This window comes from Bacteroides mediterraneensis (assembly GCF_016900355.1).
In the GTDB taxonomy this organism is placed as follows: domain Bacteria; phylum Bacteroidota; class Bacteroidia; order Bacteroidales; family Bacteroidaceae; genus Phocaeicola.
Genome location: NZ_JACJKA010000013.1, coordinates 69,614 through 90,999, shown reverse-complemented (window position 1 = coordinate 90,999; position 21,386 = coordinate 69,614). Strand labels below are relative to the sequence as shown.

Genomic DNA, 21,386 nt, shown 5'->3' with positions numbered 1-21,386 from the left:
GTTGCTCTCCTATCCGTTTTTAATGTTTGATACTGTTTTCCATTTTGCTGATCACTTCCACGGAAGCGGAATAAACCTTGTCCATGGCCTCGTTCTCGTCACCCGGCGCATAGCGTGCGTATTCACATTCATTGAGCACCCCAATGAACTCGGCAATCAAAGCCTCCTCTACGCCGTAATTGGTCAGTTCAGCTTCGATGTTGTCTTTTGAAAGCTGTGACGCCGGAATACTGAGCTTGTCGCTGATGTATCCCCACAACGCCTTCAGCACTTCATCGTAGAACTCATTCTTCTTATTTTCAGCCAACAGCTTGCCGGCCAGTTTCATACGGCGGGTAGCTACCTTGTTGGCCTTCTTGGTCTTCATCTTGGCCACGTTGGCATTGTCGAGAGCCTTCTGGCGATAAATTACCGCAAAGACGATGAACAGCAGCAACGGAATTAGATAGCACAAGTAATAGCCTACAGTGCCGAAGAAGAATTCACCTTTCGGACGGAGGGTCGTATTACCCAACTTAATGAAGCGGACATCCTTGCCCAGCATCTTCACATTCTCCTTGTTGGTGAAATCCGCAATCACTTGATCGGCATTGCCTTGTCCCTTTGCTACTTTCAAGTCATAGGACTCTGTCTTAAGCGTCTTGTAACTGTTGCTCTTCAGGTCGAAGTAGGTGAATTCCACTGCCGGAACGGTAAAGTTACCGGCATGGCGCGGAATAGCCAGATATTCAAAGGTTTTTGTACCTGTCAGTCCGCTGCTGGTCAGCTTGTAGTTGTCGGTCACTTTCGGATCATACACCTCAAAATCCTGCGGGAACTTGATGTCGGGTGTGCTAATCAGTTTCATGTTGCCCGTACCCGTCAGGGTCAGCTTGATGGTTACGGCATCGTTGGTCTTCACGTCGGTAGCGTTGATAGACGAAGCCAGCTTGAAGTCACCCACCGCACCCGAGAATCCGGCAGGTTTGGCCGGAAGCGGCTGCACGTTAATGACCAGCTTGGGGGTAGTGATTTTCTTTTTCACCTCTACATATCCTACGCCATTGAAGAACGCGTCAAACGGGTCTTCGGAAGCTGTCTGCTGGGCAATCACCCCATCGAACGTGATGGAAGGAATCTCCAGTTTGCCGGTCTGCTGCGGGAACAGTACATACTGGCTCCACACCGTCGTATTGTAATTCCGTCCCTTATAATGCTCCAGCGTGAAAGTCTTCTGCTGCGGCAATTCCACTTCCTGAGTATGGAAACCCTTCAAATCGGGCATCTTACCATACAACTGGCGAAGGTTCACCACTGTATATACTTTGTAAGTCAACAGAATGGCTTCCTGTTCGTGTACGGTCGTCTTGCTAGCTGTAGCCGTGATAAACAAATCATTAGACGTAATCCGGCTTCCTGCCACCTGACTCCGAGAAGAACTACCCCCTCCGCTATTTCCACCTTTTGAAGCCTGATCCTGTGGAAGCACTTTAATAGTCAAGGTATTGGAAAACACCTTCTTGCCATCGACCTCTACACTGGCCGACGGAATGGTATACGTACCTGGATTTCCAGCCATCAGAATATAGGTAAACGCCGTCGAACTGCTCGACGTACGTTTTCCATTGATAATCTGAATACTGCTCTGCTGAGAACGGCTCGGTCCCATCAGCACATCGAATCCCTTGATGGATGGAGCCCGGAAATCCTTGATATCTTGCGAATTGACCGTGAACACCAGACGTACCTGGTCACCACTGACCACCACGTCGGCAGCTTCCGCCACAAACCGTACGTTGTCGGCCTTCACCTGTCCTACGGCAAGTATCGTAAAAAGTAAGAATATTATCTTTCGCATTCTTCTTTAATTTATAATTATTCGTTTGTTCTTCATCTCTGCTGGCTTACCAGTCTTTCTCCAGCTTGCGGCCCCGCACCTGAATCTGCTTCTTCACCTTGTCCTGCACGTTCTTTTCGTCCTGCATAGCGGCGTTGAGCAACTGTTCGGCATTCTCTTTCGACATCTGGTTCTGATTTTGCTGCGGTTGCTGCGGATTCTGCTGGTCCTTCTTGTTTTGGTCTTGCTGGTCTTTGTTCTGCTGCTTGTCGTCCTGCTTCTGATCCTGCTTGTTCTGTTTTTGGTCCTGATTCTGCTGGTTCTGCTGCTGGTCTTTCAACTGCTTCTGCGCCAGTGCCAGATTGTAGCGGGTTTCATTGTCCTTCGGATTGTTGCGCAGGGATTCCTTATAGGCTTCGATACACTGCGGCAACTGTTTGGACGACTGCAAGATAACGCCCATGTTATGGTAAATCTGCGCCAGCTTCATCTTGTCCTTTTCAACCTTCGAAGCGGCGGTAAACTGTTCCATGGCCTCCTTCCCCTTCTGCTGCATCAGCAACGCATTGCCTAGGTTGTACATGGCATCGGCCGACTTGGGATTCAGTTCCAGTGCCTTCCGGTAGTCCACTTCTGCCTTGACAAACAAACTGTCCTTGTAGAGTTTGTTGCCGCTCCGCAGATAATCACGGTCTGTTTTCTGTGCGTAACCCGCCACAGCAGTCATGGCCAGGCACATACACAGCATATATCCTTTCACTTTCATCTCCAATTTCATTTAAAGAGTTTCACATTCTTGAAAAGCGGATTCTTGCGGTTCAGAATCATCAGGTCGGCAGCCAACAACAAGATAGCCAACCAGGCCAGTACCTGGAACTGCTCGTCGAATTCCGTAAAGACCTGCGTCTCCACGTCCGCCTTTGCCAGTTTGTTGATTTCCGCGTTCAAGGCTCTCTCCGCATTGTTGGTGTTGTCCACCCGCACATAAATGCCGTTTCCCGCCTTGGCGATTTCCTGACACATCTGTTCGTTCAAACGGGTCACAATCACGTTGCCGTCCTTGTCGCGGCGGAACTCGTTGCTGCCTTCCATCGGAATGGGTGAACCGTCGGGTGAACCAACACCCAACACAAACACGCGGATTCCTTTCTTGGCGGCTGCCTGTGCAGCTTCTATCGCTCCTCCCTCGTGGTTTTCTCCATCCGTAATCAGCACGATGGCTCTTCCTACGCCTTCATTCGGCGTGAAACTTTTCATGGCCAGGTCGATGGCCCCGCCGATATCCGTACCCTGCGTGGTTATCAACGACGGGGAGATGGTTTCCAAGAACATCTTGGCCGATACATAATCGCTCGTAATCGGGAGCTGTGTAAAGGCCTGACCCGCAAACACAATCATGGCCACCTTGTCGTTGTTGAAGGTTTCCACCAGACGGGAAATCAGTTTCTTCGACTTCTCCAGACGGCTGGGAGTGACATCCTCTGCCAACATGGAGTTTGAAATATCCAGTGCCACCACGGTTTCCACACCTTGCCGTTTCACCGTCTCCATCTTAGAACCGAACTGCGGACGGGCCAGCATGAAAATCACCATGGCCAGTGCGGCAAAAGTCAGCCAGAACTTGACATCGGGACGGTATTTGGACACATCCGGCATCAAGTGTGCCAGCAGTTCCGGACTACCGTATTCGCGCAAACGCTTGCGGAGGCGGTAGTTCGTATAAAAATAGAACACAGCCAGCAAGGGCAGCACAATCAGTAAATATAAATATTGAGGTTCTCCAAATCGAAACATGGCTTCTTCTTTTAAGGTATTTTCTTTAATACTGTATTCCGCAACAGGATTTCAAGCAGGATGCTCAGGAACGCAATCAGGGCAAACACCTGATAAGCCTCCTCGCGCTTGCTGAATTCCTTCACGTTCAGTTTCGTTTTTTCCAGTTTGTCAATCTCGCGGTATACTTCTTTCAGCTTGGTATTGCTGGTGGCCCGGAAATAGTTTCCGTTAGTAGTACCCGCAATCTGACTCATGGTCTGTTCGTCGATTTCTACCGGCATCTGCACATACTGCACACCCGCATAAGTCTGCATCGGATAAGGTGCCGTTCCGTTGGTTCCTACACCGATGGTGTACACGCGGATGCCAAACTGCTTGGCAATCTCGGCCGCCGTCAGCGGAGAGATGTCTCCCCGGTTGTTCACACCATCCGTCAGCAGGATAATCACCTTCGACTTGGCCTTGCTGTCTTTCAGACGGCTCACTGCGTTAGCCAGTCCCATACCCAGTGCCGTACCATCTTCAATCATTCCGCGCTGCACCATATCACAGCCCACACTCTGGAACAAGTTCAGCAACACCCCGTGGTCGACCGTCAGCGGACACTGCGTAAAAGCCTCTCCTGCAAAGATCGTCAGACCGATGTTGTCGTTCGGACGTCCATTGATAAACTCTGCTGCCACCTGCTTGGCCGCCTCGATACGGTTCGGCTTCAAGTCCTCTGCCAGCATACTGGTCGATACGTCGACCGCCAGCATGATGTCGATACCTTCAATCTCCGTGTTCTGCCAGTTATCCGTAGTCTGCGGGCGTGCCAGCACCAGCACAATCATCACAAACGTCAAGATACGGAGCACGAACGGCGCATGCAGCAAATACACCTTCCAACTGCGCGGAGCCTGCATGTACATCCGTGTGGTGGATACCTGCATGGTCGGTTCCGTTTTTTTGCGGCGCATCACGTACCACACGATATACGGAATCAGCAGCAACAGCAGGAACAGATATTCTATATTCGCAAAAATCATAGTCTCAACTCATTTTAAAATTAAAAAAAGAGGTCGATGAGGTGACGCACAGACAGATATAAAGCAATCAATGCGGCAATACCCGTAATGGCAATGCTGCAGAGCAGTACAATCCGTCCCTGTTTGGAACGTTTTTCCTCCACCTTGATTTCTGTCGGCTCCTTCTTGGCGTTCGGATCTTCCTCTATCTTGGTCTGATTGATGAAATCCACGGCATTCACCAAGTTCATGTCGTTCTCATTCATCAATGGCGCATATTTGGCAAACTTCACCAGGTCGGCCGTTTCAAACATGGTTTTCAAATCACGGATAGAATCCTTGTCCTTCTCCTCCATCAGTCGGTCGATAATTTCCGAAGAAGTCATTTCCATGGCATTGAAACCAAAACGTTCCTTTATATATACACGAATCACATCGGTCAGTTCCGTGTAATATGCCTTCGGATCCTCCCGTTTGGCAGTCTTGTCGGCCTTGATGGTCTCAATCTTCTTCATAGCAGCCAAATGAGGAGGCAACTTCGGTTCTATCTTGATAATCTTGATAATCGGCTTGTTGTCACGATAGCGGATGACAAAGAAGACGGTCACCACTCCCAATGCGATGAACAACAGGATGGAATACACCAGTGGTGCCAAGTCATCCCAAGTGAGAGGTACTTCCTGAATAGACTTCGGGCCAAAGAACTGGTCGGGATGCAACGTATCCACCGGAATGGAATACACCTTCAGGGCCAGCGCCTTGGAACGGTAGGCCTTGTCATTGACCAGTACTTCGAACGGCGGCAGGTAATACAAAGCCGAGTCGAATGAAGTCACCGTATATTCCTGTGAAATCAACCAACGCTTGTTGTCGTTGAGCAATTGGGTATCCGGTTTAGCCACATCCAAAATCTCCACTCCCCTAACCAGTGTGTCACGAAGCAGCGGCAACCTCAGTTTCTGGTTGGCATCCATGCTGACCTGCAACTTAATCTTGGCCTGTTCTCCAATCAGCAGCTGAAGAGAATCGATAGTCGCTTCCACCGTCACCGACTGGGCTTTCAAACCAGACGTACCGCACAAAATCAGCAGTGCGCAACAACATGCCTTTATCATTTTCGTACAATATAATAAAAAATGTCTCATGTCAACTGTCAGTTTCGTTTCGCAAATAAATTCAACAACGCCTTCACATAATCCTGATCCGTACGGACAGACACAGAATCCACATTGCTGTGGGTGAAGGTTTCGTTCAGCTTCTGCTGTCTCTCCTTCCACCAGGCGTGATGTGCATTCCGCAACGCCTTGGAAGAAGTGTCAATCCACTGTTCATGACCCGTTTCCGCATCGCGTACCAGCATCAGGCCCACATCGGGAAGCTCTTCCAGTCGGCGGTCGTACACCTGTACCGCCACCACATCGTGCTTCCGGTTGGCAATGGTCAATGCATTCTGGAAGTCCCTGTCGTCGATAAAATCGCTGAGGATGAATGCCGTACAGCGTTTCTTCAACACATTCGTCAGGTACTCGATGGCACACTGCAAATTGGTCCGCTGGCTTTCGGGCTTGAAATCAAGCAGCTCACGGATAATATACAAGATGTGCTTGCGGCCTTTCTTAGGAGGGATGAATTTCTCAATCCGGTCGGAAAAGAAAATCACGCCAATCTTATCGTTGTTCTGGATGGCAGAAAAAGCAAGCGTGGCGGCAATTTCCGTCACCATATCCTTCTTCAGCTGCTTGATGGTACCGAAATCCAGACTGTTAGACACATCCACCAACAGCATGACCGTCAGTTCACGTTCCTCCTCAAAGACTTTCACGAATGGTTTGTCGAAGCGAGCGGTCACATTCCAGTCTATATCGCGCACGTCGTCCCCAAACTGATATTCCCGGACTTCGGAGAACGCCATACCCCGACCCTTGAAGGCCGAATGATACTGGCCGGCAAAAATATTGCTCGAAAGTCCCCTCGTCTTGATTTCAATCTGACGGACACGCTTTAAAAGTTCACTTGTCTCCATTCCTTTAGTATTTGACCGTGCCCCTGCGGAATCGGCCGAGGAACACGGTTGAATCGTTTATAATCTATGCAGCTTTTCCGCTGCGGATAAATGCCGACGGGAACACTCTCCTTCCCGTCTGCCCCGATATCAGGCGGCGGGCATCAGGGTACTTCCACCTTGTTCAGAATCTTGCTGACGATTTCGTCGGAAGTCACATTGGTCGCTTCTGCCTCGTAAGTCAATCCGATACGGTGACGGAGTACATCATGTGCCACAGCACGCACATCTTCCGGAATCACGTAACCACGGCGTTTGATGAAGGCATAGCTGCGGGCAGCCAATGCCAAGTTGATAGACGCACGCGGAGAACCACCGAAGCCAATCAGGCCCTTCAGGTCTTTCAAATCATATTTTTCCGGGTAACGAGTAGCAAACACGATGTCGGCAATATATTGTTCAATTTTTTCATCGAGATATACCTGGCGAACCACTTCGCGGGCTGCAATGATGTCTTCAGCCTTCAGAATCGGACGGATTTCCACGCGTTCGCCGGAAATGTTCTGACGGACAATCTTCTTTTCCTCTTCTAACTTCGGATAATCGATGATAACCTTCAGCATGAAACGGTCCACCTGTGCTTCCGGCAGCGGATAGGTACCTTCCTGTTCAATCGGGTTCTGTGTAGCCATTACCAAGAAAGGTTTCGGTAAAGCGAACGTCTGCTTGCCCAGTGTCACCTGACGTTCCTGCATGGCCTCGAGCAAAGCACTCTGCACTTTCGCCGGGGCACGGTTAATTTCATCGGCCAATACAAAATTGGCGAAAATAGGTCCCTTGTTGGCGATGAACTGTTCATCCTTCTGACTGTAAATCATGGTACCGATAATATCGGCCGGCAGCAAATCAGGAGTAAACTGCACACGACTGTATTTGGAGTCTATCAATGAGGCAAGAGTCTTAATCGCCAATGTTTTTGCCAAACCCGGCACACCTTCCAACAGGATATGTCCGTCGGAAAGCAACCCGATCAACAAAGATTCGATGAGGTGTTTTTGACCTACGATTACCTGATTCATTCCTTCCATCAGGTTAGTTACGAATGCGCTCTGGCGTTCGATACGTTCGTTTAATTCACGAATGTCAATAGCTTCAGCCATAATTTTCTTCTATTTTAGTTCCTATTTTTTTCATTAAAAAAAGCCCTTTCTATACCTATGCCTAAAAGGACACCCCAAAATTAAGGCATTCCATTAACAGGCACAATAAATTTTGATAAAAAAATATAGACTGTTTTCCCCTTTTAAGGCTTATTGAACTAAAGAAGATTAAAAAGGCCCTGTTTCGATTGAAACAAGGCCATTCTCTATTTTTTAGGAGTCAGTTGTGGAATCTGGATAGTAGTACCCACCGGCACATTGTCCGGATTCTTGATGATAGACTTATTATGCTTCACCAAATAAGGCCACAATTTCTTGTTGCCATAGAACTTCAAGGCCACCCGTACCAAGCTTTCTCCGGGACGGAGTGTGTAAGAAGTCTGCGTACCTGTAATCTGGTATTCCACCGTATCAGCCAAAGTTTCCTGCTTTGGTACCACGGCCTTCGTTTCATTTTTTTCCGTTTGGACAGGAGTTGCGGTCACCACCTTCTGCTCTTGCTTTACCGTATCCGGACGCTGCCCTCTCTCTATCTGGGATGAATCCACTTTCACCGTCAAAGTATCTGCCACCTTGGAAGAATCTGGCACGACAGGAGCTACTTTCTGCTGCTGTTCCTGCCGCATCAGGTACTCCACCACTTCTTCCGGTACATACCGCCGTCCAGAAGTCAACGCCCAGGTAATCAATCCTCCTATAAAGATACCGACCAACAGAATTGAAGCAATCATACACCACGGAATGTGTCGTTCCGTTTCTCTTTCCGGTACAGCCGCATCAGCTTCTGGAATGTCCATTTCCTGCACAAGCGTTTCTGTATCCGCTGCTTCCGCCGGTTTTTCTTTCTCTTCCACCGACGGAGTGGCCGCTACTTCCGGACACGATGCCTCCGGCTGCTGTTCGATGGAAGAAGAAACCACATCAGTTTCTGTCGTATCTGTATCAGATTCCGATTCTTCTTCTTCCCCCTCCGGCAGTACACCTTCTTCCGGGAGGTCAGCAAAATGCACCTCATCTTTGAGCAGCACCGACTGGAAATGTGCAAAAGGTTTGTTGATCAGGTCTCGCAACCCCGCTTCCGGGATGAACGATACACGGGTATGTCCCTTGATTTCAATGGCTTCCCCCGTGTTTACATCCACGCTTTTCCGGGCCTCGATATTGATAAGCTTAAACGTGCCCAGCCCTTTCACCTTTACATACTTGTCGCGTGTCAAGGCTTCCTCAATCAAGGAGAGGAACTCCTTCACAAATAGTTCCGCATCTGCCTCATTCAACTGGCATTTCTGCGCAAACAATTCCACAAGTTCTTGTAAGGTTATTTTCTCATTCATCAGTGGACACGTTTTTAAACTTTTCTTTCAGAGCTGCGCTCGGCTTGAAGGCCAGCGTCAATTTGGGAGGCACTAAAAAACGTTGACGAGTCACAGGATTCACAGAGATACGTTCCATCTTCTTCTTCACCTCAAACGCGCCGAACCCTTGCAGACTGACCGTCTTGTCATCCTGCAAAGCCTGCGACATACATTCGGTAAACGAAGCCACCAAAGAAGCCGTCTCCTTTCCCGGCCTGTTCACACGGCGGGAAAGTTCCTCTATGAATTCCTTGTTTGTCATTGGATTATTTTACTATTCTTGCATACAAATCAAAATCATCTGCATCATACACCTTCACGCGGTGGAAAGTACCGGTCTTCAAGCGATGTTCTCCCGCTTCAATCAAAACTTCCGGATCTACTTCCGGTGAATCAAATTGCGTACGGCCGATGTAATAGTCGCCTTCTTTCCGGTCGATGATAACCTTGAACTCCTGTCCGATTTTCTGGTGAGCCAGTTCGGCCGAAATTTCCTGCTGCAACGCCATCAGTTCATCCAAACGCTGCAACTTTACTTCCTGAGGTATCTCATCCTTGTAATGCTTGGCCGAATAGGTTCCTTCCTCTTCCGAATAAGCAAATGCACCCATACGTTCAAAACGAGCCTTGCGCACAAACTCCTTCAGTTCTTCAAAGTCCTGCTCTGTTTCTCCGGGATGCCCCACCATCAGTGTAGTACGCAAATGAATACCCGGTACCTCCTGACGGAACTTTTCAATCAGACGATACGTCTCCTCCTTCGTCACATGACGACGCATTTTCTCCAGCATATTGTCGCTGATGTGCTGCAAGGCAATGTCCATGTACTTGCACACGTTGTCATTTTCCCGCATCACACGGAACAAGTCTTCCGGGAAGTGAGCTGGATAAGCATAATGCAGACGAATCCATTCCACACCCGGAATATGCGCCATCTGCTCAATCAGCTCCGGCAACATCTGTTTCTTATACAAATCCACGCCGTAATAAGTCAACTCTTGCGCAATGACCTGGAATTCTTTCACTCCTTCCGACACCAACAGACGCACCTCGTCCAGAATCTCTTCCATCGGACGGGATACATGTTTTCCGGTAATAATAGGAATGGCACAATACGCACACTTACGGTCGCAGCCTTCCGAAATCTTCAAGTAGGCATAGTGCTTAGGGGTAGTCAAATGACGTTCGATGGCAAATTCTGAATGATATGCCTTGCCCAAATCGGCCAGCAACTCATTCCAGTTGAACTTCCCATAAAACTTGTCCACCTGCGGAATCTCCATCTGCAAATCCTTCAGATAACGTTCTGACAGACAGCCCATCACATAGAGTTTCTTCAGCCGGCCTTCTTCCTTGGCCTGACAGAACTCCAGTATCATGTTGATGGACTCTTCCTTGGCATCGCCAATAAAACCGCACGTATTAATGACGGCTATTTCTCCCTGAGGGTGGGCACTGTCGTGCGTCACTTTGTATCCATTGGCTTCCAGCTGTTTCATCAGCTTTTCAGAATCCACCAGATTTTTTGAACACCCTAATGTAATAATATCAATTGTATTCTTTCTCATTTCTCTGTGGTTGAGCCAAACAACGAATCCACGAATTCCCGGCGACGGAAGACCTGAAGATCTTCAATTCCTTCTCCCAGCCCGATGTATTTTACCGGAATCTTAAACTGGTCGGAAATGCCGATGACCACGCCACCCTTGGCGGTTCCGTCAAGCTTGGTAATGGCCATTGCCGTTACCTCCGTGGCCAGCGTAAACTGCTTGGCTTGTTCAAATGCATTCTGTCCGGTAGAACCGTCGAGCACCAGCAATACCTCATGCGGTGCATCGGGAACCACCTTCTTCATCACGTTCTTGATTTTGGTCAGCTCGTTCATCAAGCCTATTTTATTGTGCAGACGGCCTGCCGTATCAATAATGACTACATCCGCATTATTGGCCTTGGCCGAACTCAGCGTGTCGAAAGCCACCGAAGCCGGATCGGCTCCCATTTTCTGCTTAATCACTGGCACACCTACCCGTTCACCCCAAATGTCCAGCTGCTCCACAGCGGCTGCACGGAACGTATCGGCTGCACCCAAATAAACTTTCTTTCCTGCTTTCTTGAACTGATAAGCCAGTTTTCCAATGGTTGTAGTCTTTCCTACTCCGTTCACACCCACTACCATGATGACATACGGTGTCTTATCCTGTGGCACGTCAAAATCTGCCGTATCCACCGTATTGTTTTCCATCAGCAGTGCCGCGATTTCTTCCCGAAGAATATTATTCAGTTCCTGGGTATTGACATACTTATCTTTCGATACCCTGGCTTCAATGCGCTTGATAATATTCAGCGTAGTTTCTACTCCTACATCAGACGTGATAAGTACCTCTTCCAGATTGTCCAACACCTCGTCGTCTACCTTCGACTTTCCAGCTACTGCACGTGCAATCTTGCTGAATACACTTTCTTTGGTTTTAGACAATCCTTTGTCTAACGTCTCTTTTTTTTCCTTTGAGAAAAAACTAAAAAATCCCATACAACATAACTTTTATCAGTTTCTGACACAAAGATAAAACTATTATAGTTTACACACAAAAAAAAGTTCCTTTCATATTGAAATGAAAGGAACTTTTATTTAGCATTTTATAATTGACTCGCTAAATTATTTCTTGAAGAAGTCCTGAACTTTATCGTTAGGAACCATCTGTTCGTCAAAAACGTAAGCACCTGTTTTCGGAGACTTAACCATTTTGATAACCTTAGTATAAGAACGGCCTTCTTTACCTGTCTGAAGGGTTGCGACTGTTTTCTTTGCCATGGTCTGTTATTATTTAATTTCTTTATGAACTGTTACTCTTTTCAAAATAGGATTGTACTTTTTCAGTTCCAATCTTTCAGTGGTATTTTTTCTGTTCTTTGTTGTAATATAACGAGAAGTTCCCGGCATACCACTATCCTTCATTTCTGTGCATTCAAGGATTACCTGTACTCTGTTTCCTTTAGCTTTCTTAGCCATAGTCTTTCTCTCCTTTTAATTAACCAATAATTTTGATAGTTTTCCAATCACAATAGCCTTTTGCCACTGCTTCATTCAGCGCTGCATCCAGGCCTTTTTTGTTAATAACTCGCAAGCCGTTAGCACAGATATTCAGGCTAATCCAGCAATCCTGTTCTACATAGTAGAATTTCTTAGTAAACAAGTTCACATCAAAAGTTCTTTTTGTTCTTCTCTTAGAGTGTGAAACGTTGTTGCCTATCAAGGCTTTCTTTCCGGTAATTTGACAAATTTTCGACATTTCTATCTAGTTTTTATAGTTTTATTCCATGGTTCTCTCAAACGGAGTGCAAAGTAAGTGATTTTATTTTATATAAGCAAATCTTTCACCAATAAATTGCACTTTTACTCCTCATTTTCTTGATTTTGACACAAATCCAGCAATAATTGAAGAGTTTTGGCCGTTGCAGCCTGAATATTTTTCTCACGACCTTCGTCTTCGCTTAACATAGCCGTGAGCACCTTTTCTTTCGAGCCGGCAGCCACCCAAATAGTACCTACAGGCTTTTCCGGAGTACCTCCAGCCGGTCCTGCAATACCTGATGTGGCTACAGCATAATCCGTATTCAAAGCTTCAATGGCTCCTTTCACCATTTCTACCACGGTTTCTTCACTTACAGCCCCATATTTTTCCAATGTTTCTGCATTCACATGCAAGTGATTCACCTTCACCTCATTTGAATAGGCGATAATTCCACCTTTATAGAAACGAGAACTACCTGGGATAGCAGTTATAATGGCTGCCACATTACCTGCCGTACAGCTTTCAGCGGTAGCCAATGTAAAACCTTCTCTCCAGAAGATTTCACTTATCTCCTTACTTAGTGTTTTGGTTTCTACTGACATAATCTCTTTTTTCTAAATTGTTACTTAATGGTTACCCGTGAATAAGCGGGCTTGTCTATCGTGCAAAAATCCTTGTCCAAAAATTTATAATATCCTGTAATAGCAATCATGGCCGCATTGTCGGTGGTATAGCCAAACTTCGGGATGAAGATGTTCCAGCCATACTTCTTGGCATGTTCGCGAAAAGCATTGCGAAGTCCGTTGTTGGCCGATACCCCGCCGGCCACAGCTACTTCCTTGATGCCTGTATCTTTCACCACCTTGCGAAGCTTGTCCATCAGGATGTCTACGATGGTTTTCTCCAGCGAAGCTGCCAAATCAGTCTTGTGGTGTTCCACAAAATCCGGATCTTCTTTCACCCATTCCTTAAGCGAATACAAGAAAGAGGTCTTCAAGCCGCTGAAACTGTAGTTGTATCCCGGAATATGCGGTTTACTGAACGTATACGCATTCGGATTACCCTGGCGTGCCAGCTTGTCAATAATCGGTCCACCCGGATAGCCCAGTCCCATCACCTTAGAACATTTGTCGATGGCCTCTCCTGCCGCATCATCGATAGTCTGTCCCAATACCTCCATGTCATTGTAGGCATTCACACGGATAATCTGTGAATTTCCACCTGATACCAACAGACAGATGAAAGGTAAACTCGGCTGCACGTTCTCGCCATCAGGTTCCTTAATGAAATGAGCCATCACATGTCCTTGCAGATGGTTCACTTCCACCATCGGAATACCTAGTGCACGAGCAAACCCTTTGGCAAATGATACTCCTACCAGCAAAGAACCCATCAGTCCCGGTCCGCGGGTAAAAGCCACCGCACTCAGCTCTTCCTTGGTCACCCCAGCCCGCTTCAACGTCTCATGCACCACCGGCACTATGTTCTGCTGATGTGCCCGCGAAGCCAGTTCGGGAACTACGCCCCCATACGCTTCGTGTACTGCCTGACTGGCAATTACACTGGACAGCAGAAAGCCGTCTTTGATTACCGCAGCCGAAGTATCATCACAAGAAGATTCAATTCCTAATATTATCGTACTCATAAAATGTCTTTATACCTTAATATATTAATATTAATGCGTCAATATTTCAAGACCTTGTTCCGTCATCACGAAAGTATGTTCCCATTGTGCAGAAGGAAGCTCATCTTCCGTCACTACGGTCCAACCGTCTTCTTCGTCAATAAACACTTCCCAAGTTCCCATGTTGATCATCGGCTCGATAGTAAATACCATGCCTGGTACGAGCAGCATGCCGGTACCTTTCTTACCGAAGTGCTCTACATCCGGTTCCTCATGAAATTCCAGTCCTACTCCGTGTCCGCATAAGTCGCGTACTACCGAAAAACCGTTTTTCTTGGCATGTTTTTCAATGGCATGGCCGATGTCGCCCACAAAGCTATAGGGTTTGGCTGCCTCCATACCGATTTCCAAGCATTCCTTGGCCACACGTACCAGTTTTTCCTTCTGTGGAGTGGTCTTTCCGATAATGAACATACGAGAAGCATCCGCATAATACCCGTCCAAAATGGTCGTACAATCCACATTGATGATATCGCCTTCTTCCAAGATTTCTTCCTCGTTCGGGATACCGTGGCACACCACCTCATTGATGGACGTGCAACAGCTTTTTGGAAAACCTTCATAGCCCAAGCAAGCCGGGATAGCGCCATGATCTTTGGTATATTCGTACACCATCTTGTCTATATCCGCCGTACTCATTCCGGCATGGATTTCTTTTTCCACCAAATCAAGCACCCCTGTATTGATGACTCCACTGCGACGGATGCCTTCAATCTGCTCCGGAGTCTTGATCAACTGGCGAGTAGGAACCAAATGGCCTCTGTCCTGATAGTACAGCACCTTCTTGTCCAATTCGGTCAACTCCGCTCCTTTAGGAACTTTCCAGTTTATTTTATGTCTTCTCATAATTCTCGTTTTTTACTTGACGCAAAGTTATAAGAAAAAAATGGAATAGGATACGGTATGAAGAATAAAAATACCTCCCCGTCCGAGAAAGAGTTGTCACATTTCTGTAATACTATCCCAAATCCCCCGAAAATGTTCACAAAATGCCACACATAACATAAATTTGACAACTAAAAAACTTGCTGTAACAACAAAATATTTATATCTTCGCCGTGACAGTAAACAAATAAAACAATTTAAATTCAAAAACTATGATGGACAAGGCTCACATTGGAACAAATGCCGGCATTATCTGGAAACTGCTCTCCGACAACGCACACTGGGAATACGAGAGACTGAAAAAAGAATCCGGATTGTCCGACAGAGATTTAAATGCCGCAATCGGGTGGCTGGCACGCGAAGACAAAATAGATTTCGACATCGACGAAAAACAAGACCGCTTATTCCTACATGTCAACGTCTATATCGGATGACAAAAGGGCCATTGAATGCCACCAACTTGCACATTCAATGGCCTTTTCTGTCACTTTTTTAATCGCATCACACGATTCGGTTTACCGTAATATCCGGAAAATCATGCAAAAGCATGAGCAACAATCCTTCTTCATTTGCCCGTTTGGCCCGTATCACCATTGAGATACGATACAACTCTCGTCCATCCTCATACACTTTATTCATCTCATAAGAAGCAATCTGAAAGCCATCTGAACTAAATCGGCCCGACACAGCCTTCAAAACTTCCGGATTTCCTGCCGTAAATTCAATAATCATATTCCGCATTCCCACGCTCTTGAAGCAATAGCTGAGCACCTCCAAGCCCGCCAGCGCCAGAAGTGTGGCCAGAATGCCAATCAGATACATACCCGCACCGATGGCCAGTCCGATGCCCGCGGTGGCCCACACCCCTGCCGCCGTGGTCAACCCACGGACCACCTGCTTCTGCAAGAGAATAATGGTACCCGCTCCGATAAAACCGATACCGCTGACCACCTGTGCCGCCAACCGGCTCGGGTCCAGCCGCACCAGATCCTTTTCCAGTACATCCATAAAACCGTATTGCGATACAATCATCATCAGTGCGCTTCCCAAAGCCACCAGGAAATGGGTCCGGTAACCAGCCTCCTTTGCGCGGTATTCTCGTTCCAGACCGATAAGTACCCCCATCAGGCCTGCCACAAACAATCTCAAAGAAAAATCCACGTAAATATTCATATACATTCTGTTATCAACTTCCTTGCGAAAGATACGAAAAAAAATTGACAGGTCTCCCTCAATAGCCCACATTTATCGGACCCGTAAACACCTTCAAGCTGACTATCAGATCCATAACTTCAAAACCTACCTATCTATACCGCCATCCACCCTTCCATTTTCTACGTTTCGCTTTCGGGGAACGTACGTTCCTGCCCGCGAAAACATACGTTTCCCAATGGAAAAACCTACGTTTCCGCCATGCGAAACATAGAAATACGCTTCATGTTTCCCAATCTACGTCTTTATCTTTTTCAATCACACAAAGAGTTTTCTTCCTGATATCACCCTCCCTCTCCCCCATTGTTCCCGTGCACGTTTCCGCTCCCGCATTTCCATCATTAGACTTTTTTTCGTATTTTTGCACCCGATTCACAGTACTATTTTATGAAATACAAACTATTAGCATTAGACCTCGACGGTACGCTTACCAATTCGAAAAAAGTAATTACCCCTCACACTCGTGAAACACTGCTCAAAGCGCAGGAAAAAGGAGTAAAAATCATACTGGCTTCCGGACGGCCCACCTACGGCATCGTGCCCTTAGCCGAACAGCTGGAGCTTCAGAAATACGAAGGATACATCCTGGCCTATAACGGCGGGGAAATCACCGACTGGAAGACCAAGGAAGTGATATGCAAGAACCTCCTCGACCCGGAGGTGCTTCCCTACCTGTATGAATGCGCCAAGAAAAACGATTTCGCCATCGTGACCTACGACGGGGAATATGTGCTGACCGAAAAGCCCGACGATGAATACGTGCTGAAAGAGGCGCTGCTCAACGTAATGAAAATCAAGAAGGTAGACAACTTCCTGGAGGCCGTGAAGCACCCCATTGCCAAATGCCTGATTGTGGGCGACCCTACCCGGTTGGCAGTACTGGAGAAAGAAATGTACGAACATTTGAAAGACCGCATGGGCGTGTTCCGCTCCGAGCCTTATTTCCTGGAACTGGTGCCAAAGGGCATCGACAAGGCCCTGTCACTCGCGGGCCTGCTGGAAAAGATTAGGGTATCGCGCGAAGAAATGATTGCCATCGGCGACGGGTTCAATGACTTGTCCATGATCAAATACGCCGGACTGGGTATCGCTATGGCCAATGCGCAGGACGTGGTAAAAGAAAACGCCGACTTCATCACTCTGTCGAATGAGGAAGACGGCGTGGCGTATGCCGCAGAAAAATTCATTCTGTCTTAGGCTTCCGGTCGAAGAACGGATTCTTGGAAGATGCACTCACGGGGATGGCATACACCTGGGTGCATCCGTCCAGCCAGTCGAGTTGCTGGGCCGCCAGACCGGCCGAGAACATGACCCGCGTATCCACCCGATGGTCGGCGGCTACGGAACAAGCTGACCCGATGGCAATACCTACATCTACACTATTGATAGCACAAGGAACCCCTTCCTTGCGGCTGGCACAAGTTTCGTATCCACAATGTCCGCAATTCAACCCTTGCGGATGTTCATGCGTACCAATCAGTACAATACATTCTGCCTGAAGGATATTGTCAGCATCCCGTAAGAAGAATTTAAAACCATTGTCTTCATACATCTGCTTCATTGTATCCGACAAGATGCGAATATTACTTTCCGTTACCATTGCCACTTCAATGATGTCCACGCCTTTCCCTTTGGGGGCCGTACGTGCGGCCGTCATCATCTGTTGTGCCACCTGCAATACTTGCTCATGGCGGCTGTCTCTTTCATTCAGTATCATATCATTTTCAGTTAAAACATACTTGCATAACAAAAGGGTTATATTTGAGTTTCCTTTGCCGAAGCATCGGACACTCTAAATATAACCCTTTTCAAAATAAACCGCCAAACGATTTATTTCTTTTTTCCTTTTTTCAGGTCATTTTCATGAATGGCCTCTTCTACTTGATAAGCCGGTGCATGTTTTTTATGCATGCCTTTTGGTTTTTTATTACCTGCAGCTCCCATAGTAAAAACCTCCTTTCAAAGTCCTTTAAAAAGTCAAACTATATAATTTATTATTTCAATAAATCCAGTTGTTTGAAGCACTTAATCAGCTTTTCAATGGCGAAGTCCACCTGTTCCTTAGTATGAGTAGCCATCAGTGCGAAACGTACCAGTGTATCCTGCGGTGCACAGGCCGGCGGGATTACCGGATTGATGAAGACACCTTCATCGAAAGCCAACTTGGTCACTTCGAAGGTCTTGTCCGTATCGCGCACGTACAACGGGATAATCGGGCTCTCTGTGTCACCGATTTCAAATCCAGCGTCACGGAAGCTCTTCAAGGCGTAATTGGTAATCTCCCACAAATGTTTCTGACGTTCCGGTTCAGTCTTGAAGATACGGATAGCCTCTCTGGCGGCAGCCGTAGCGGCCGGAGTATTGCTGGCCTGGAAGATATAAGAACGGGCATTGTGACGCAACCAGTTGATGACATCCTTATCACCAGCTACGAAACCACCGATAGATGCCAATGACTTACTGAACGTACCCATGATCAGGTCGATGTCGTCCGTTACGCCGAAATGGTCGCATACACCGCGGCCTTCCTTACCGAATACACCCAGACCGTGAGCTTCATCCACATAAATGCTGGCATTGTATTTTTTCTTCAGACGAACGATTTCCGGCAAGTTGGCCAAATCACCTTCCATAGAGAAGACGCTGTCCACCACAATCAATTTGATGGCATCCGGTTCGCATTTCTGGAGTTCCTTTTCCAGCGCTTCCATGTCATTATGCTTGTACTTCAACTGAGTAGCAAAAGAAAGACGGCGTCCGTCCACGATAGATGCGTGGTCACGGTCATCACAAATGATGTAATCGCCACGTCCGGCCAACTGAGGAATCACTCCTTCATTCACCGTAAAACCTGTGGAGAAACAAAGTGCTTCATCTTTTCCTACGAATTCGGCCAACTCTTTTTCCAACTGTACGTGGATATCAAGTGTTCCGTTCAACAAACGGGAACCTGCACATCCCGTACCGTATTTGCGGGTGGCAGCAATGGCCGCATCAATAATTCGCTGATCGTGAGTCAGACCCATATAAGAGTTTGAACCAAACATCAGCACCTTCTTCCCACTCATCATTACCTCTGTGTCTTGTGCACTATCTATTTCACGGAAATAAGGATATACGCCTCTTTCCATATACATCTGAGGCAGTCTGAACTTGCTAAATTTTTCTTGTAATAATCCCATATTTTAAGTATCTGGTAAGCACCCCGGCTTACGTTAAACTTTATCACTTTGCAACCGTATCGTCACAACGTTTTTACTAAGAACGTGCAAAGATACAAAAAACTCCAAAATCAGACACAAATCACCTAAAAATTTTGGTTTTCTGTTTAATTATCCACAAAAACATCCTCCCAATAGAAAGATAATATTATTTTTGTACTCCCAAAATCTAAATCTGGCTTATGGATACGAAAAAGCGAATCATTTTTGTGGTAAACCCTATCTCCGGAACACATGGAAAAGAATTCATTCTAAAACTTATCGAGCGAGAACTGGACCAATCCATGTATGAGTATTCTATCCGAAAGACCGAATACGCCGGACATGCTTCTGAAATTGCCACACAGGCTGCCGCAGAAGGAACAGATATCGTGGTAGCCATCGGCGGAGACGGAACCATCAACGAAATAGGACGTGCGCTTATCCATACCAATACGGCCATGGGAATCATCCCCTGTGGGTCAGGCAACGGACTGGCACGCCACCTGCATATTCCCATGGAACCCAGAGGGGCCATCAAGGTATTGAACGCCGGAAAAGTCAAGACCATTGATTACGGAAGAATTGACAACCGTCCTTTTTTCTGCACTTGCGGAGTGGGATTCGATGCGTTCGTAAGCCTGAAATTTGCAGATTCCGGGAAAAGAGGGCTGCTCACTTACCTGGAAAACACACTCCATGAAAGCCTTACCTACCAGCCGGAAACTTATGAAATTGAAAATGAAGCGGGCACCGTCCGTTACAAGGCCTTTCTGATTGCTTGCGCCAACGCCTCCCAGTATGGGAACAACGCGTACATTGCCCCGCAAGCCTCATTGACCGACGGAATGATGGACATCACCATCCTGGAACCGTTTACCGTGCTGGATGTACCTTCACTTTCCATCCAATTGTTTACCCGTACCCTTGACCAGAACAGCCGCATCAAGACGATGAAGGAAAAGAGCATCATCATTCACCGGGAAAAAGAAGGGGTGTTCCACTTCGACGGGGACCCAGCGATGGGAGGAAAAGACTTGAAAGTGGAAATCATCCATCAGGGACTTCAAGTCATCGCTCCGATTCGCCCCAGGCGAATGCCTTCTCCCCCGCTGAACATCCTGCAACATTTCACGGACTTCATTGGCCGGCAACCCTTCACCTCGACCATCGCCCAGAAGCACCGCCAACTTCTGATGCTTAACCAGCATATTTTGCGAAGACTTTCCAAGAAATGACCTTTCCTGCTACAAGGCCAAGTAGAACGATTTGACAAGTTCCTTAAACTCCGGCGTATAGACATGATGTGTGGTCTCAATAGCTAAATGACGGATTTCCGTCTGTAGGCAAGACGATTTGACAAAGGCCATCAACACACGCTTCGGAGGAAGTTCAGCACGAGAATGTACCCACGTCTGACGGGAAAGAGACAAGCCCTCTTTCAGGGCTAAGGCTACAAAATCAGAAGCCGCCTGGGCTGGAAGTATCACCGAAAAGCATCCTTCGTCTGAGAGCAGGAAAGCAACCTTTGCCAAAAGTGCTTCAAAATCCAGCGCATCAGTATGCCGAGCCGTGTTCCGCTGGGCCTGCGGGCATTTCACCGATTCCACAAAATAGGGTGGATTCGATACGATTGCGTCAAAACGGCCTTTCCACTCTTCCGGAGCCTTCCGGATGTCCAACTGGGTCACTTCCATCCGGTCAGCCCAAGGGGAACGGGCCACGTTCTCCCGTGCCTGTTCTACGGCCGCTTCGTCAATGTCGACCGCCGTGACAAAAGCCTGCGGATTGCGCTGGGCCAGCATCAGGGCAATCAGTCCGCTTCCGGTACCAATATCCAGGATACGGGAAGTCCTTTCCACCTGTGCCCAGGCGCCCACCAAGACTCCGTCTGTACCCACTTTCATGGCACATTTATCATGAAAAACCACAAATTGCTTGAACTGAAAAAAAGGATTCGGCATATTTCTTCTTTCAAAATTTTCGCCAAAAATAC

Annotated in this window: 25 protein-coding genes; 3 read left to right on the top strand and 22 right to left on the bottom strand. The window is 47.3% G+C overall.

The features are described 5' to 3' along the window. Positions 1–19: 19 nt before the first annotated feature. The 17 genes from H6A28_RS08670 to map all read right to left on the bottom strand — a co-directional run bounded on the left by H6A28_RS08670 (position 20) and on the right by map (position 14,939). Positions 20–1,837, bottom strand: coding sequence for a BatD family protein (locus H6A28_RS08670; protein WP_204479814.1), 1,818 nt, complete (start codon positions 1,835–1,837; stop codon positions 20–22). Positions 1,838–1,883: 46 nt separating this feature from the next. Continuing rightward, the gene (locus H6A28_RS08665) at positions 1,884–2,582 is read right to left on the bottom strand and encodes a tetratricopeptide repeat protein (protein ID WP_239465314.1); all 699 of its coding nucleotides are present in this window, start codon (positions 2,580–2,582) and stop codon (positions 1,884–1,886) included. 8 nt (positions 2,583–2,590) lie between these two features. Then, positions 2,591–3,610, bottom strand: coding sequence for a VWA domain-containing protein (locus tag H6A28_RS08660; protein WP_204479813.1), 1,020 nt, complete (start codon positions 3,608–3,610; stop codon positions 2,591–2,593). An 11-nt stretch (positions 3,611–3,621) separates the two neighbouring features. After that, positions 3,622–4,620, bottom strand: coding sequence for a vWA domain-containing protein (locus H6A28_RS08655; RefSeq protein WP_204477247.1), 999 nt, complete (start codon positions 4,618–4,620; stop codon positions 3,622–3,624). 20 nt (positions 4,621–4,640) lie between these two features. Continuing rightward, complete coding sequence (locus tag H6A28_RS08650; RefSeq protein WP_204477245.1) at positions 4,641–5,714, bottom strand: hypothetical protein; 1,074 nt, start codon at positions 5,712–5,714, stop codon at positions 4,641–4,643. A gap of 38 nt (positions 5,715–5,752) precedes the next feature. Then, complete coding sequence (locus tag H6A28_RS08645) at positions 5,753–6,622, bottom strand: DUF58 domain-containing protein (protein ID WP_022353711.1); 870 nt, start codon at positions 6,620–6,622, stop codon at positions 5,753–5,755. Positions 6,623–6,765: 143 nt separating this feature from the next. Beyond that, the gene (locus H6A28_RS08640; protein ID WP_177866156.1) at positions 6,766–7,761 is read right to left on the bottom strand and encodes an AAA family ATPase; all 996 of its coding nucleotides are present in this window, start codon (positions 7,759–7,761) and stop codon (positions 6,766–6,768) included. Between the two features lie 206 nt (positions 7,762–7,967). After that, positions 7,968–9,095, bottom strand: a complete 1,128-nt coding sequence (locus tag H6A28_RS08635) for an HU family DNA-binding protein (protein WP_204473804.1) — start codon at positions 9,093–9,095, stop codon at positions 7,968–7,970. Next, complete coding sequence (locus H6A28_RS08630) at positions 9,088–9,378, bottom strand: HU family DNA-binding protein (RefSeq protein ID WP_204473806.1); 291 nt, start codon at positions 9,376–9,378, stop codon at positions 9,088–9,090. Before H6A28_RS08630 ends, H6A28_RS08635 begins: the two co-directional genes overlap by 8 nt. Positions 9,379–9,382: 4 nt before the next feature. Continuing rightward, on the bottom strand, positions 9,383–10,684 hold the full coding sequence (rimO, locus tag H6A28_RS08625) for a 30S ribosomal protein S12 methylthiotransferase RimO (RefSeq protein ID WP_204473808.1): 1,302 nt from the start codon (positions 10,682–10,684) through the stop codon (positions 9,383–9,385). Next, a complete protein-coding gene (gene ftsY / locus H6A28_RS08620) occupies positions 10,681–11,646 on the bottom strand; it encodes a signal recognition particle-docking protein FtsY (protein ID WP_204473810.1) in 966 nt (321 codons plus the stop codon). The genes rimO and ftsY overlap by 4 nt, the downstream gene beginning before the upstream one ends. Before the next feature lie 126 nt (positions 11,647–11,772). Further along, the gene (locus H6A28_RS08615; RefSeq protein WP_008142311.1) at positions 11,773–11,928 is read right to left on the bottom strand and encodes a DUF4295 domain-containing protein; all 156 of its coding nucleotides are present in this window, start codon (positions 11,926–11,928) and stop codon (positions 11,773–11,775) included. A 9-nt stretch (positions 11,929–11,937) separates the two neighbouring features. Beyond that, positions 11,938–12,126: a 50S ribosomal protein L33 gene (rpmG, locus tag H6A28_RS08610; RefSeq protein WP_005841291.1), complete on the bottom strand. Its 189-nt coding sequence runs from the start codon at positions 12,124–12,126 to the stop codon at positions 11,938–11,940. A gap of 19 nt (positions 12,127–12,145) precedes the next feature. Then, positions 12,146–12,406: a 50S ribosomal protein L28 gene (gene rpmB / locus H6A28_RS08605; RefSeq protein WP_007558239.1), complete on the bottom strand. Its 261-nt coding sequence runs from the start codon at positions 12,404–12,406 to the stop codon at positions 12,146–12,148. A 104-nt stretch (positions 12,407–12,510) separates the two neighbouring features. Then, a complete protein-coding gene (locus H6A28_RS08600; RefSeq protein WP_204473812.1) occupies positions 12,511–13,011 on the bottom strand; it encodes a CinA family protein in 501 nt (166 codons plus the stop codon). A 20-nt stretch (positions 13,012–13,031) separates the two neighbouring features. Continuing rightward, positions 13,032–14,054: a tRNA (adenosine(37)-N6)-threonylcarbamoyltransferase complex transferase subunit TsaD gene (tsaD, locus tag H6A28_RS08595; protein ID WP_204479811.1), complete on the bottom strand. Its 1,023-nt coding sequence runs from the start codon at positions 14,052–14,054 to the stop codon at positions 13,032–13,034. 30 nt (positions 14,055–14,084) lie between these two features. Then, on the bottom strand, positions 14,085–14,939 hold the full coding sequence (gene map, locus H6A28_RS08590) for a type I methionyl aminopeptidase (protein WP_204473826.1): 855 nt from the start codon (positions 14,937–14,939) through the stop codon (positions 14,085–14,087). 254 nt (positions 14,940–15,193) lie between these two features. On the opposite strand from map, the gene H6A28_RS08585 reads away from it, so the two are divergent. Beyond that, positions 15,194–15,412 carry a winged helix-turn-helix domain-containing protein gene (locus H6A28_RS08585; protein WP_204479820.1) on the top strand — a complete coding sequence of 73 codons (219 nt, stop codon included), beginning with the start codon at positions 15,194–15,196 and terminating at the stop codon, positions 15,410–15,412. 67 nt (positions 15,413–15,479) lie between these two features. Here the strand turns inward: H6A28_RS08585 and H6A28_RS08580 are convergent, their stop codons facing one another. Then, complete coding sequence (locus tag H6A28_RS08580; RefSeq protein WP_204479809.1) at positions 15,480–16,151, bottom strand: MgtC/SapB family protein; 672 nt, start codon at positions 16,149–16,151, stop codon at positions 15,480–15,482. A 426-nt stretch (positions 16,152–16,577) separates the two neighbouring features. On the opposite strand from H6A28_RS08580, the gene H6A28_RS08575 reads away from it, so the two are divergent. Beyond that, the gene (locus tag H6A28_RS08575; RefSeq protein WP_204473844.1) at positions 16,578–17,387 is read left to right on the top strand and encodes a Cof-type HAD-IIB family hydrolase; all 810 of its coding nucleotides are present in this window, start codon (positions 16,578–16,580) and stop codon (positions 17,385–17,387) included. Here the strand turns inward: H6A28_RS08575 and H6A28_RS08570 are convergent. The 3 genes from H6A28_RS08570 to spt form a co-directional block, all read right to left on the bottom strand. Next, the gene (locus H6A28_RS08570) at positions 17,374–17,907 is read right to left on the bottom strand and encodes a ferredoxin domain-containing protein (RefSeq protein ID WP_204473846.1); all 534 of its coding nucleotides are present in this window, start codon (positions 17,905–17,907) and stop codon (positions 17,374–17,376) included. The two genes, H6A28_RS08575 and H6A28_RS08570, sit on opposite strands and share 14 nt — an antisense overlap. 113 nt (positions 17,908–18,020) lie before the next feature. Further along, positions 18,021–18,134: a hypothetical protein gene (locus H6A28_RS08565; protein WP_022053955.1), complete on the bottom strand. Its 114-nt coding sequence runs from the start codon at positions 18,132–18,134 to the stop codon at positions 18,021–18,023. 50 nt (positions 18,135–18,184) lie between these two features. Further along, positions 18,185–19,372, bottom strand: coding sequence for a serine palmitoyltransferase (gene spt, locus H6A28_RS08560; RefSeq protein WP_204473848.1), 1,188 nt, complete (start codon positions 19,370–19,372; stop codon positions 18,185–18,187). 221 nt (positions 19,373–19,593) lie between these two features. On the opposite strand from spt, the gene H6A28_RS08555 reads away from it, so the two are divergent. Next, complete coding sequence (locus tag H6A28_RS08555; RefSeq protein ID WP_204479807.1) at positions 19,594–20,628, top strand: diacylglycerol/lipid kinase family protein; 1,035 nt, start codon at positions 19,594–19,596, stop codon at positions 20,626–20,628. A gap of 9 nt (positions 20,629–20,637) precedes the next feature. Here H6A28_RS08555 and H6A28_RS08550 read toward each other — a convergent pair whose 3' ends face one another. Next, positions 20,638–21,354, bottom strand: a complete 717-nt coding sequence (locus H6A28_RS08550; protein ID WP_204479805.1) for a tRNA1(Val) (adenine(37)-N6)-methyltransferase — start codon at positions 21,352–21,354, stop codon at positions 20,638–20,640. Positions 21,355–21,386 lie beyond the last annotated feature (32 nt).

Excerpts from the sequence above, each read along its gene's own strand:
- H6A28_RS08670 (WP_204479814.1), bottom strand. The coding sequence starts at position 1,837 with ATGCGAAAGATAATATTCTTACTTTTTACGATACTTGCCGTAGGACAG.
- H6A28_RS08665 (WP_239465314.1), bottom strand. The coding sequence starts at position 2,582 with ATGAAAGTGAAAGGATATATGCTGTGTATGTGCCTGGCCATGACTGCT.
- H6A28_RS08660 (WP_204479813.1), bottom strand. The coding sequence starts at position 3,610 with ATGTTTCGATTTGGAGAACCTCAATATTTATATTTACTGATTGTGCTG.
- H6A28_RS08655 (WP_204477247.1), bottom strand. The coding sequence starts at position 4,620 with ATGATTTTTGCGAATATAGAATATCTGTTCCTGCTGTTGCTGCTGATT.
- H6A28_RS08650 (WP_204477245.1), bottom strand. The coding sequence starts at position 5,714 with ATGATAAAGGCATGTTGTTGCGCACTGCTGATTTTGTGCGGTACGTCT.
- H6A28_RS08645 (WP_022353711.1), bottom strand. The coding sequence starts at position 6,622 with ATGGAGACAAGTGAACTTTTAAAGCGTGTCCGTCAGATTGAAATCAAG.
- H6A28_RS08640 (WP_177866156.1), bottom strand. The coding sequence starts at position 7,761 with ATGGCTGAAGCTATTGACATTCGTGAATTAAACGAACGTATCGAACGC.
- H6A28_RS08635 (WP_204473804.1), bottom strand. The coding sequence starts at position 9,095 with ATGAATGAGAAAATAACCTTACAAGAACTTGTGGAATTGTTTGCGCAG.
- H6A28_RS08630 (WP_204473806.1), bottom strand. The coding sequence starts at position 9,378 with ATGACAAACAAGGAATTCATAGAGGAACTTTCCCGCCGTGTGAACAGG.
- rimO (WP_204473808.1), bottom strand. The coding sequence starts at position 10,684 with ATGAGAAAGAATACAATTGATATTATTACATTAGGGTGTTCAAAAAAT.
- ftsY (WP_204473810.1), bottom strand. The coding sequence starts at position 11,646 with ATGGGATTTTTTAGTTTTTTCTCAAAGGAAAAAAAAGAGACGTTAGAC.
- H6A28_RS08615 (WP_008142311.1), bottom strand. The coding sequence starts at position 11,928 with ATGGCAAAGAAAACAGTCGCAACCCTTCAGACAGGTAAAGAAGGCCGT.
- rpmG (WP_005841291.1), bottom strand. The coding sequence starts at position 12,126 with ATGGCTAAGAAAGCTAAAGGAAACAGAGTACAGGTAATCCTTGAATGC.
- rpmB (WP_007558239.1), bottom strand. The coding sequence starts at position 12,406 with ATGTCGAAAATTTGTCAAATTACCGGAAAGAAAGCCTTGATAGGCAAC.
- H6A28_RS08600 (WP_204473812.1), bottom strand. The coding sequence starts at position 13,011 with ATGTCAGTAGAAACCAAAACACTAAGTAAGGAGATAAGTGAAATCTTC.
- tsaD (WP_204479811.1), bottom strand. The coding sequence starts at position 14,054 with ATGAGTACGATAATATTAGGAATTGAATCTTCTTGTGATGATACTTCG.
- map (WP_204473826.1), bottom strand. The coding sequence starts at position 14,939 with ATGAGAAGACATAAAATAAACTGGAAAGTTCCTAAAGGAGCGGAGTTG.
- H6A28_RS08585 (WP_204479820.1), top strand. The coding sequence starts at position 15,194 with ATGGACAAGGCTCACATTGGAACAAATGCCGGCATTATCTGGAAACTG.
- H6A28_RS08580 (WP_204479809.1), bottom strand. The coding sequence starts at position 16,151 with ATGAATATTTACGTGGATTTTTCTTTGAGATTGTTTGTGGCAGGCCTG.
- H6A28_RS08575 (WP_204473844.1), top strand. The coding sequence starts at position 16,578 with ATGAAATACAAACTATTAGCATTAGACCTCGACGGTACGCTTACCAAT.
- H6A28_RS08570 (WP_204473846.1), bottom strand. The coding sequence starts at position 17,907 with ATGATACTGAATGAAAGAGACAGCCGCCATGAGCAAGTATTGCAGGTG.
- H6A28_RS08565 (WP_022053955.1), bottom strand. The coding sequence starts at position 18,134 with ATGGGAGCTGCAGGTAATAAAAAACCAAAAGGCATGCATAAAAAACAT.
- spt (WP_204473848.1), bottom strand. The coding sequence starts at position 19,372 with ATGGGATTATTACAAGAAAAATTTAGCAAGTTCAGACTGCCTCAGATG.
- H6A28_RS08555 (WP_204479807.1), top strand. The coding sequence starts at position 19,594 with ATGGATACGAAAAAGCGAATCATTTTTGTGGTAAACCCTATCTCCGGA.
- H6A28_RS08550 (WP_204479805.1), bottom strand. The coding sequence starts at position 21,354 with ATGCCGAATCCTTTTTTTCAGTTCAAGCAATTTGTGGTTTTTCATGAT.